The 11448-nt window shown below is 69.7% G+C and carries 8 protein-coding genes; all 8 read left to right on the top strand.

Going from position 1 to position 11448, the window contains the following annotated elements; genetic code table 11:
• Positions 1–342: 342 nt before the first annotated feature.
• The 8 genes from VK92_RS29200 (at position 343) to VK92_RS29165 (ending at position 11144) form a co-directional block, all read left to right on the top strand.
• Positions 343–1491: a metallophosphoesterase gene (locus VK92_RS29200; RefSeq protein ID WP_048022661.1), complete on the top strand. Its 1149-nt coding sequence runs from the start codon at positions 343–345 to the stop codon at positions 1489–1491.
• A 161-nt stretch (positions 1492–1652) separates the two neighbouring features.
• The gene (locus VK92_RS29195; RefSeq protein ID WP_048022660.1) at positions 1653–2258 is read left to right on the top strand and encodes an alpha-ketoglutarate-dependent dioxygenase AlkB family protein; all 606 of its coding nucleotides are present in this window, start codon (positions 1653–1655) and stop codon (positions 2256–2258) included.
• Positions 2259–2598: 340 nt separating this feature from the next.
• On the top strand, positions 2599–2805 hold the full coding sequence (locus tag VK92_RS29190; RefSeq protein WP_021161906.1) for a hypothetical protein: 207 nt from the start codon (positions 2599–2601) through the stop codon (positions 2803–2805).
• 328 nt (positions 2806–3133) lie between these two features.
• Positions 3134–3565, top strand: coding sequence for a type II secretion system minor pseudopilin GspI (gene gspI, locus VK92_RS29185; RefSeq protein WP_042976664.1), 432 nt, complete (start codon positions 3134–3136; stop codon positions 3563–3565).
• Entirely contained in the window at positions 3549–4211 is a 663-nt protein-coding gene (locus VK92_RS29180; RefSeq protein WP_048022659.1) for a PulJ/GspJ family protein, read from the top strand. Before gspI ends, VK92_RS29180 begins: the two co-directional genes overlap by 17 nt.
• Before the next feature lie 186 nt (positions 4212–4397).
• A complete protein-coding gene (locus VK92_RS29175; protein ID WP_231600551.1) occupies positions 4398–6518 on the top strand; it encodes a tetratricopeptide repeat protein in 2121 nt (706 codons plus the stop codon).
• 145 nt (positions 6519–6663) lie between these two features.
• A complete protein-coding gene (locus VK92_RS29170) occupies positions 6664–8907 on the top strand; it encodes a tetratricopeptide repeat protein (protein ID WP_048022658.1) in 2244 nt (747 codons plus the stop codon).
• Entirely contained in the window at positions 8904–11144 is a 2241-nt protein-coding gene (locus VK92_RS29165; protein WP_048022657.1) for a tetratricopeptide repeat protein, read from the top strand. Before VK92_RS29170 ends, VK92_RS29165 begins: the two co-directional genes overlap by 4 nt.
• Positions 11145–11448 lie beyond the last annotated feature (304 nt).

Here is an 11448-nt window from a genome sequence, read left to right as displayed (position 1 = left end):
GTGCGGGCACGCGTAGGGTTGCTAACGAACTGTAAAGGATCGTCAGACGAACGGAGCGGGCTGAATTTGCGATGTCGGGAGAGCGGAATCGGTGCGCAATCAGGGCGGAAGCGGTCGATTGTCGTTTGAACGCATGGTAATCAGGCGGCCCGGCGGGCCGATGAGGGCGCGGTCGCGCGCCGTGCCGGACGGCATCGACGCCAAACCCGGCGACCGGTCGTCGCCGCCGCGATCTGTGTACCATCGTACGCATGGCGCGGCGCGCGGAACGAAGCCTCACGGCCTCGTGCAACGCACGTCGCGGAAGCGTCAAGGCCGTATCGCAACGAAGGTGAACGTTCCATGCGAAGTTTTTTTGTCCGGTTCATTGCAATCGGCGTGTTGTTCCATCTGTACGTCGGGATGCGGATCATTCCCGATGCGTTCGCGTCGCCGGTCGTGCGCACGATCGCGGCGCTCGTGCTGGCGAGCTTTGTCGTGCTGATCCCGGTCGGCATGTTCTCGCGCCGCTTCGACGAAGGCTGGGCCGCGACACTGGCCGGCTGGGCCGGCTCGGTCGTGATGGGCTTCTTCTCGTCGCTGCTCCTGCTGACGTTACTCCGCGAATTCGTGCTGCTCGGCGTGTTTGCATGGCGGCATCTCGGGCACGACGGCGCGTGGCCAGGCGCGGCGACCGGCACGGCGCTCGGCGTGCTGGCCGGTGCGGTGTTCGTTACCGTGGTCGGGTTCGTCGGCGCGCGCCGCACGGCGGCGGTCAAGCGCGTGTCGATCCCGGTCGACGGGCTGCCGGCGGGGCTCGACGGGCTGACGATCGTGCAACTGTCCGACATCCATGTCGGGCCGACGATCAAGCGGCCCTATGTCGAACGGATCGTGCGCGCGGTCAATGCGCTCGATGCCGACCTCGTCGTCGTGACGGGCGACGTGGTCGACGGCTCGGTCAAGCGCCTGCGCGAGCACACGGCACCGCTCGGCCGCATGCAGTCGCGGCACGGCAGCTTCCTGGTGACGGGCAACCACGAGTATTACGCGGGCGCGCACGCGTGGATCGACGAATTCCGGCGCATCGGGCTGACGGTGCTGCTCAACGAGCACGTGCTGATCGACCACGACGGCGCGCACGCGGTGCTCGCGGGCGTCACCGACTTCACGGCGGGCGGCTTCGATCCCGCCCATCGCAGCGATCCCGAGCAGGCGCTGGCGGGTGCGCCGCGCGAGGTGGCCACGAAGATCCTGCTCGCGCACCAGCCGCGCAGCGCGGAAGCGGCGAACCGCGCGGGGTTTACCGTGCAGTTGTCGGGGCACACGCACGGCGGCCAGTTCCTGCCGTGGCCGCCGTTCGTGAGGCTGCAGCAGCCGGTGATCGGCGGGCTGAGCCGCTTCGGCGATCTGTGGCTGTATACGAGCCGCGGCACCGGATACTGGGGGCCGCCGAACCGCTTCGGCGTGCCGTCCGAGATCACGCTGATCCGGCTGACGCGCGGCGGGTAGCGCACGGTTACCATCCGCGGGGCTGCCGCCCGCCCGTCGTCAGCGGGAGCCGGGCGGCAGCCTGCCTCGTCTGCGAATGACAGCGCATGGCGGCGTGCGATGCCGTTGGCTAGTATGCAGGCATGCACCGTTCGCTCCGCTCATCGCCCGTTCCTCCCGACATGTCGACGCCCGATCTTTTTGCCGACACGCCCGCACCCGACGTGGACTGGTACCCGGACTGGCTGGCGCCGCCCGATGCCGATCGCGTGCTGGCCGCGCTGATCGACGAGGTCGCGTGGCGTCAGGACACGATCCGCACGCCGCGCGGACGCATTCCGTTGCCGCGGCTCACCGCGTGGCAGGGCGAGCCGGATGCCGTCTACGTGTATTCGGGGATCCGCAACGTGCCGGCGCCGTGGACGCCGGCCGTGCTCGACCTGAAGCGCGCGGTCGAGGCGGCGTGCGGCGCGCGTTTCAACAGCGTGCTGCTCAATCGCTACCGCAACGGGCTGGACAGCCTCGGCTGGCACGCGGACAACGAGCCCGAGCTTGGCGATGCGCCGGTGATCGCGTCGGTGAGCCTCGGTGCGATGCGCGTGTTCGACCTGCGCCATCGCGCGACCGGTGTCACGCATGCGTATCGCCTCGTGCACGGCAGCCTGCTCGTGATGCGCGGACGCACGCAGGCCGAATGGCAGCATCGCGTGCCGAAGGCGCCGGGCGTGCAGGGCGAACGCGTGAACCTGACGTTCCGGCGCGTGATGCCGGCGGGTACGGGCCGGTAACGATCCTCGTCGCCGAGGTGCCCGGATCGCCGGGCGATTCGCGCCCCGATTTTGCGAGCCACGGGCGACCGATGCAGGCAAGCGGTCGAGCATGCGGCACGTTGCCGCATGAGTGCCGAACCGTGTGCGATCGATCGGCGCTGAGACCCGTCCCATATGGATTTCAGGCAAATTCGATCGACCGCCCGGTACCGATAGATGAGTGAAACCTCTGATGGTGCGTCGCAACAATCCTTGACTAGACTGTCGAATGGCAGAAGCGCGTCGTATCCCGGCGCGACCCTTTCGACATGCCCCGAGCGTCGCCGATGCGGCGCGCAAGGGGGCAGGAGTAAAACGCGTGACCGTAATCGACCCTTCCTTCGAACCCTCGCTGCACGTCTTTGAACAAGACGGCGGATGGCAATGGGCGCTGACGGTGAAGCGGGCGACCGGCGTTGGCGTGAAAGTCGTTGCGTTCAGCCGGGAAGGCTTTCGCGGCGAGGCCGAGGCTTATGCCGCCGGCCAGCTTGCCCGCGCCGCGTATGACGCCGCCGTGACCGCCTGACGCCGTCGCGTCGATCCCGCCCGAGGATCGCCTTCACCGCTCACCACCCGCTGCCGGGTGTTTCTTTCGATCGCTTCCCGTTTTCCATCCGTTTGCCCGCCCGCCGGGCCGCGTTGTGCCGTGTCCGTCGCGCGATAGCGGATGCGGCGCGCCCGGGCGCCCGTCCGTCCGGGCTGCCCGCGCCAAATGGTCCGTACCATTCGACACGCGTGTGCCATACGCGGCGCTTAACGTCCGTGCACGGCGTCCGTCGCGCCGGCGATGCGGCTGTGAGCCGCGATCGGCATACCGGACGCCGGACGACGACCCATCGACAAGAATGCAGGTCATGTGCGACGACAGAACCGACTACAACCGCCATGCGCGCGGCGGATCGCGCACGGCGCGGGCGCCGCAACGGGGATTCACGCTGATCGAGGTGCTGATCGCGCTGGCGATCGTCGCGGTGGCGCTGGGTGCCGTGATGCGCGCGATCGGCGCGCTCGCGTCGGATACCGACATGGCGCGCATGCGCCTGCTCGCGTTATGGAGCGCCGACAACGCGCTCGGCGAAATCCGCATCGCCTCGACCTGGCCGTCCGTCGGCACGAACACGTTTGCATGCCCGCAGGGCCGCTACCGGTTCGTGTGCCGCCAGTCGGTGGCCGCGATGCCGAGCCCGCTCGTGCGGCGCGTGACCGTGAGCGTGTATCCGTCCGCGTCGAGCCGCAACGTGCTCGCCGAGGTCGTCACGGTGATCCAGAATGAAGCGCGCCGCTAACCCGCGCGCGACGGCGCGTGCCCGAGGCTTCACGCTGATCGAGATGCTGGTCGCGATCACGCTGCTCGCCGTGATCGCGCTGCTGTCGTGGCGCGGCCTCGATGCGACGATCCGCGGCCGCGACGATATCGCGTCGAATCTGGCGCAAACGCGTCTGCTCGGCCGCTACTTCTCTCAACTGCAGTTCGACCTGACGAACCTCGTCACGCCCGACGAAGTGTTCGGGCCGCCGCTGCGCATTCGTCCGGGCGAACTCGTGATGGTGCGTCATCTCGGCGTCGGCGGCGGACCGACGCAGATGCAGGTCGTGCGCTACCAGCTCAACGGGCGCGAACTCGTGCGCAGCGCGTCGCAGCCGCTTGCGTCGCTTGCCGAAGTCGACGACGCGCTGCATCACATGGATACGCTCGTGCGCGTCGTGGTCAGCAACGATGCGCGCTCGATGCAGGTATCCGTATGGATCGCGCCCGGCGGCTGGACGACGAGCCAGGCTGACATCGAACAGTCCTATGCGCAGTTTCTCGCGCAGCACGGCATCAGCAACTCGACGTCGATCGGCGTGCCGGTGCCGCGCGGGGTGCGCTTCTCGGTCACGATGGGCGCGCCGGCGGTCGAATACGTGCGGACGATCCCGATCGGCCAGTAAGCGCGATGCCGTCCGGCGTACGCGGCGAGGCCCCCAAAGCCGTTCCGTCCCCCGGACAAAATGGTCCGTAACTTTCGTCATACGTCTGTTATTGGCCGTCCGTTAGTCTCGTGACGAGCATGACCGCCGCGACCGGTTCCATCGGCCGGTTCAGCGGCGGCGTCGGCAAACGGGAAGGGGGCGAACGTGACGGTCGAGCACCGGCATGATGCACACGCGGGCGCGTCGGGACACGACGCGCGCGGGCAATGGCAAGCGGCGGCGATTCTGGGCCGCGCACAGCAGTGGCATGGCGCCGGTCGCTTTGACGACGCGGCACGGGAATACCTCGCGGTGCTCGCGAAGGAGCCCGATCATCCGCAGGCGCTGCATCTGTACGGCGTGCTGCAATTCCAGCGCGGAGCGGCCGATCAGGCCGAAGCGCTGCTGCGCCAGTCGGTTGCGATCACACCCGACGTGCGCGCATTGTCGGATCTCGGGGCGATCGTCGGCGAGCGCGGCCGCGTCGACGAAGCGCTCGGCCATTTCGCGAACGCGCTGCGCGCGGCGCCCGACGACGTGCAGACGCTCGTGCGCCACGGCAATACGTTGATCGGCCTGTGCCGCTACGACGACGCGCTTGCGTCGTTCGACCGTGCACTGGCGGTGTCGCCGCTCGTGCTCGACGCGCTCTGCAATCGCGGCGGCGCGCTGCGCGCGCTCGGCCGCCTCGACGACGCACTCGACACCTACGACCGCGCGCTGATGGTCGATCCGCAATCGTTCGAATCGTGGTTCAACCGCGGCCTCGTGCTGCGCGCGTTGCGGCGCGCGGCCGATGCGCTGCATTGCTTCGATCGCGCGAACGCGATCCGCCCGGGCATCGTCGCGATCATGGCCGAGCGCGGCCGTACGCTTGCCGAGCTCGACCGCCTCAACGAAGCGCTTGCCGCCTTCAACGACGCACTCGCGGCCGATCCCGCGCGGCTCGACGCGCTCTGCGACAGCGCGGCCGTGCTCGAACGGCTCGGCCGTGCGGACGAGGCGCTCGCGCGTTGCGAACGTGTGCTGGCGCTCGATCCGGATCACGCTCGCGCGCTCGCGAGCCGGGGCAATGCGCTGCTGCAACTCGGGCGCCACGACGATGCGCTCGACAGCCATGACCGGTCGCTCGTCATCGATCCGCGCTCGCCCGACACGCTGTGCAATCGCGGCACCGTGCTGCGTGACCTGCAGCGCTTCGATGCGGCGCTCGCGAGCTATGACGCCGCGCTGGCACTCGACGAGCGGTTTGCTGAAGCGTGGGCGAACCGCGGCACGGTGCTGCGTGACCTGCGTCGTTACGAAGAAGCGATCGCGTCGCTCGATCGGGCGCTCGAGCTGCGCCCCGATCTTGCGACGAACTGGCTGGCCCGCGGCAACGTGCTTGGCGAAACGGGGAAGGTCGAGGAAGCATTCACCGCCTACGATCGCGCGCTCGCGCTGCAACCCGACTTCGCCGCCGCGCATTGCGCGCGGGCAGCGCTGCACCTGGCGGAAGGCGATTTCACGCGCGGCTGGCGCGGCTACGAATGGCGGGTACGCGATCCGCGGCTCGCGCGCCATGCACGGCCGTTCACGCAGCCCGTATGGCGTGGCGACGAACCACTCGATGGCAAGACGATCCTGATTCATGCGGAACCGGGCATCGACGACACGCTGCAGTTCTGCCGTTATGTCCCGCTCGTCGCGGCGCGCGGCGCGCAAGTGGTGCTCGAGGTGCAGCCGTCGTTGCGCGTGCTGATGGCGTCGCTCACCGGTGCGGCCCGCGTGATTGTGCGTGGCGAGCCGCTGCCCGCCTTCGATTGTCATGTGCCGCTGCCGAGCCTGCCGCACGTGTTCCGCACAGAAGCGGACACCATTCCCAATACTGCCGCGTACCTGCACGCGGACCCGCAGCGAACGCGCCAGTGGGACACGCTGCTCGGCGAACGGCGCAGGCTGCGCGTCGGACTCGCGTGGGCGAGCGAGTCGACACGACCCGATGACGCCGGCCGGTCGATCGATTTCGCGCAACTCGCGCCGCTGTTCGATCTGAACGTCGACTGGATCAGCCTGCAGCGACCGCTGCATGAGCGCGACGCCGCGCGGCTGGCGGATGCGCCGGTATCTCGCGTCGACGACGAACTCGGCGATTTCGCGGACAGGGCCGCGTTGATCGGCGCGCTGGATCTCGTGATCGCGGCCGATTCCGCGGTCGCGCATCTGGCGGGGGCGCTGGGCGCGCGCGCGTGGGTGCTGCTGCCCGACGCCGCCGGCGTGGTGCTGGATGCGCCGGCGCGACGATAGCCCGTGGTATCCGTCCGCGCGGCTGTTTCGCCAGCCGGCACCCGGCAACTGGGCCGATGCGATCGACGCGGTGCGTGCCGCGCTCGAACCGATGACACGTTAGACACGACACGCGATACGAACAGCGACCAGTGGGGGCCACACGATGACACCGAACGGGGAAGGGACGACACTTGCGAGCGCGCCGGTCGCGCCGGATCGCCGCCCGCCCGACACCATGCAGCTCGAACGGCTGCTCTTGCGCGCGCGCAAGGCGCATCATGAGGGCGCGCTGCAGCATGCGGAGCATGCCTATGCCGAGTTGCTGGCGCTCGATCCCGAGCATCCGGAGGCGCTGCATCTGCTCGGCGCGGTACGGTTCCAGCAGGGGCGCCTCGACGATGCCGAGCCGCTGATGCGGCGCTCGGTCGAGCGTCAGCCGGTGCCGCTCGCGCTCGCGAACTACTCGGCGGTGCTGGCCGGGCTCGGGCGCGAGCACGATGCGCTCGCGCGGCTCGACGAGGCGCTCGCGATCAATCCCCTGCATCAGCGCGTGCTGTTTCAGCGGGCCGGGCTGCTTGCGCAACTCGCGCGATACGACGAAGCATGCGGGGTCTACGATCGCCTCCTCGAACTGACGCCCGGGTTCGCCGACGGTTACGTGAAGCGCAGCGACATGCTGCGCGCACTCGGCCGAGCCGGCGATGCGCTCGCCGATTGCGATCGTGCGATCGCACTCGCGGGCCGCACGTTCGACGCGATGCGCGCGCGCGGGCTTGCGCTGCGTGATCTCGGCCGCTTCCGCGATGCAGCGGACAGCTATGGTCACGCGCTCGCGCTGCGGCCGGGCAGCGCCGACGCGCTGTTCCTGCGCGGCGTCGCGTATCTCGACCTGCACGATCCCGAATACGCGCTGGCGGATTTCAATGCGGCGATCGCGGCGAGCCCGACGTTCGTCGATGCGATTTTCAACAGCTCGGTCGCGCTCGAACAGCTCGGCCGACACGAAGAGGCGTTGATGCGTTGCGACCGCGCGCTCGCGATCGACCCGCGCCATGCGCGCTCGCTCGCGAATCGCGGCAACGCGGCGAGCCATCTGGGCCGCTTCGCGGATGCGGTCGACAGCTATGCGCGCGCGCTCGAAGTCGAGCCGGGCAGCACGGGCGTGCTGTGCAACTATGCAAGCGCGCTGATGCGGGTGGCCCGTCACGACGATGCGCACGACATGTGCGACCGCGCGCTGGCGATCGATCCGCACTATGCGCCAGCGTTGTTCACGCGTGCGCGGGTTCGAATCGAGACGCATCGCTACGACGACGCGCTCGACGATCTCGCCCGCGTGATCGCCGCGACGCCGCGCGACAAGCTCGCGCACTTCCATCGCGGCAGCGCGTTGCGCGCGCTGCGGCGGCACGAGGACGCACTGCACGCGTATGCGGAAGCGATCGACATCGACCCCGACTATGCGCTGGCGCACTGCATGCGCGCGTTCCTGTGCCTGTCGATCGGCGATTTCGAGGCCGGCTGGGCCGAATACGAATGGCGCTGGCGCGACAGCCAGCTCGACGGCAGCCGGCGCGATTTCGCGCAGCCGCGCTGGACGCACGGCATGCCGCTCGACGGGCAGACGATCCTGCTGTATCCGGAGCAGGGGCTCGGCGACACGTTGCAGTTCTGCCGCTATGTGCCGCTCGTGAAGGCGCTCGGCGCGCGCGTGGTGGTCGAGGCGCCGGTCGAGCTGAAGGCGCTGTTCGCGACGCTCGACGGCATCGACGTGCTCGTCGCGCGCGGCGACCCGCTGCCGCCGTTCGACCTGCATTGCCCGTTGTTGAGCCTGCCGCTCGAATTCCGCACCGACCTGTCGTCGATTCCGGCGGGCGGGCCGTACCTGCGCGCCGATCCCGCGCGAGTCGAGCACTGGCGCGCTCGGCTGGGGGAGAGCGACCGGCCGCGCATCGGCCTCGTGTGGTCCGGCAATCCGCTGCACCTGAACGACCGCAATCGCTCGATCACGCTCGCCGACCTGTTGCCGCTGCTCGATGAACGCTACGAATGGATCAGTTTGCAGAAGGTGATCCGCGACGAGGATCGTCCGGTGCTCGATGCGAGCCCGATCCGCTTCGTCGGCGACGAACTGACGGATTTCGCGGAAACGGCCGCGCTGACCGAGGCAATGGATGCGGTGATCAGCGTCGATACGTCGGTCGCGCACCTGGCGGGCGCGCTCGGCCGGCCGCTCGCGGTGATGCTGCCGCACACGCCGGACTTCCGCTGGCTGCTCGATCGCGACGACAGCCCGTGGTATCCGGGTGCGCGACTGTTTCGCCAGCCGGAAGGCGGACAGTGGGCGCCCGTCGTCGAGCGGCTGCGCGACGCGCTGCCGGCGCTGGTGGCGGGAGCGTCGCGATGAGCACGGCGCAGGCACCGGCGTTCGGCGCGGGTGCCGCGCCGCTGCGGGCCGCCGTCGACGATGCGCTGCGCAATGCGCGCGCACGACTCGAGCAACGCGACTACGCGAGCGCGAGACGGCTCTACGAGGGTGTGCTGGCGATGATGCCCGATCACGTCGAGGCGCTGCACCTGCTCGGGTTCGCGCACCTCCAGCTCGGCGACGCCGTGCGCGCGGAGCCGCTGATCGCGCGATCGATGCAGTCCGGGCTGAATCACCCGTGGAATTTCGTGAATCATGCGCAGGCGTTGAGCGGCACGGGCCGTCATCGCGAAGCGCTGAACGCGGCTGCGCAGGCGCTCGAGCGCGATCCCGGCCATGCGCAGGCCTACGCGGCGCGCGGCGACGCGCTGCATGCGCTCGGCCGGCACGGCGAAGCGGTCGGCGCCTACGATCTTGCGCTGACGCGCGAGCCGGGCCGCGCGGTGTCGTGGGTGCGGCGCGGCGAGGCATTGCGCGCGCTCGGCCGGCCCGCCGACGCGCTGATCAGCATCGAGCGCGCGCTGAGGATCGCGCCGGACGACCCGGCGGCGCTCGCCGAACGCGGCCATGCGTTGCGTGCGCTCGGCCGCGGCAACGAGGCGCTGCATTGCTTTCAGCTTGCGATGGTGGTGCGCGGCAAGACGCCCGATCTCGTCTACGCGTGCGGCTATACGCTGATCGAACTGGGGCGTCCGGCCGAAGCGCTGGCGTGTCTCGACGAAGCGCTCGCGCGGATGCCGGACGACATGCAACTGCTGTTCGTGAGTTGTGTCGCGCTCGACTTGCTGCATCTGCGTGACGAATTGCTGAAGCGTGGCGACCGGCTGCTGGCGCGCGACCGCGACAACGTCGGCGCGTGGGTCGGCCGCGGCAACGCGCTGCTCGGGCTGCGGCGGCACGAGGAAGCCGCACACGCATATGGCGAAGCCCTCTCGCGCGCACCGGCGGATTTCGACGCGCTGCGCAACCGGGCCGGCGCGCTGCGGGCGCTCGGTGCGTTCGACGAAGCGCTCGCGCATTACGACCGTGCGCTCGAAGCACGCGGCCCGCACGCGGAAGTGCTGTGCAATCGCGCGATCGCGCTGCAACTGCTCGGCCGCTACGACGATGCGCTCGCGAGTTACGCGGCGGCCGTCAGCGCGCCGGGCCGGACGGCGCAGGAGATCTACGCGCGCGCGGTGGCACGGCAGCAACTCGGCGACCATGAAGCCGCGCTTGCCGATTTCGCGCTGGCGAGCCGGCGCGACCCGAATCACGGCGTCGCGCGCCGGTCGGAGGCGTTCTGCCGTCTGGTGACGGGCGACTTCGACGCCGGCTGGCGGCAGCATGAAGCGCGCTGGGATGCCGCCGACGTGACGCTGCATCGGCGTCATGCGGACCGCCCGCAATGGACGGGCGACGAACCGCTCGCCGGCCGCACGCTGCTGCTGCATGCGGAGCAGGGATTCGGCGACACGCTGCAGTTCTGCCGCTACGCGAGCCTCGCGCACGAGCGCGGCGCGACCGTGGTGGTCGACGCGCCGGCCGCGCTGGCCGACCTGCTCGGGACGCTGCGCGGCGTGAGCCGCGTCGTCGCCGACGGACAGCCTGTGCCGGCGTTCGATTTGCATTGCCCGCTGATGAGCCTGCCGTTCGCGTTCCGCACGACGCTCGACACGGTGCCGGCCGACGTGCCGTACCTGCATGCCGACCCGCAACGGCGCGCCGCATGGGTCGAACGGCTCGATGCGGCCGCCCCGCCGCGACGAATGCGCGTGGGGCTCGCGTGGTCGGGCAATCCGGTTCATGCGAACGACGAAAACCGGTCGATGACGTTCGCCGCGCTCGCGCCGCTCGTCGCGCTCGATGCGACGTTCGTGAGCCTGCAGGTCGGCGTGCGCCCGCGTGACGCCGAAGCTTTCGAGGCAAGCGGCGTGCTGTCGTTCGAGGCCGAACTGAAGGATTTCGCGGAAACGGCCGCGCTCGTCGACACGCTCGATCTGGTGATCGCCGTCGATACGTCGGTCGTGCACCTGGCCGGTGCGCTCGGACGCCCCGTGTGGGTGATGCTGCCGCGCGTGCCGGACTGGCGCTGGCTGCTCGAACGCGACGACAGCCCGTGGTATCCGTCCGCGACGCTGTTCCGGCAGGGGCTGCCCGGCGACTGGCCGGCACTGGTCGAACGCGTGGCGCAGGCGCTCGCGGCCCGCATCCTTGCGCATCGCGACACCGCGTGACCGGCCCGGCCGACTGTGACAAAAGCTACGGACCTTTGGCAAGCGGCCCGAATCGTCCGTAACACCCGCCACGCGGCTGCCATCGGGCCTTCGTATGTTCTTGGGATTCCAGTGGCCGGGGTCGATCCCGGTTGCAACGACCGAGCGCGAAAACGGATTGGCGCCGCTTTCCGCGCGACCGTCGTCCAGCGCAATTTCATAGGATTCGGGGTGAAGAATGGCAGCACGCGCACGCACGGCACGACAACCTGACGCGACGGGCTCGCGCCCGGTCCTGAAATCGGAACTGCGGCCGCTGGTCCGG

Origin of the sequence: Burkholderia sp. LK4, from assembly GCF_001043615.1 — a bacterium.
Classification (GTDB): domain Bacteria; phylum Pseudomonadota; class Gammaproteobacteria; order Burkholderiales; family Burkholderiaceae; genus Burkholderia; species Burkholderia cepacia.
Note: the sequence above shows the minus strand (reverse complement) of the source record. Positions and strands in the feature narration are given on the sequence as shown.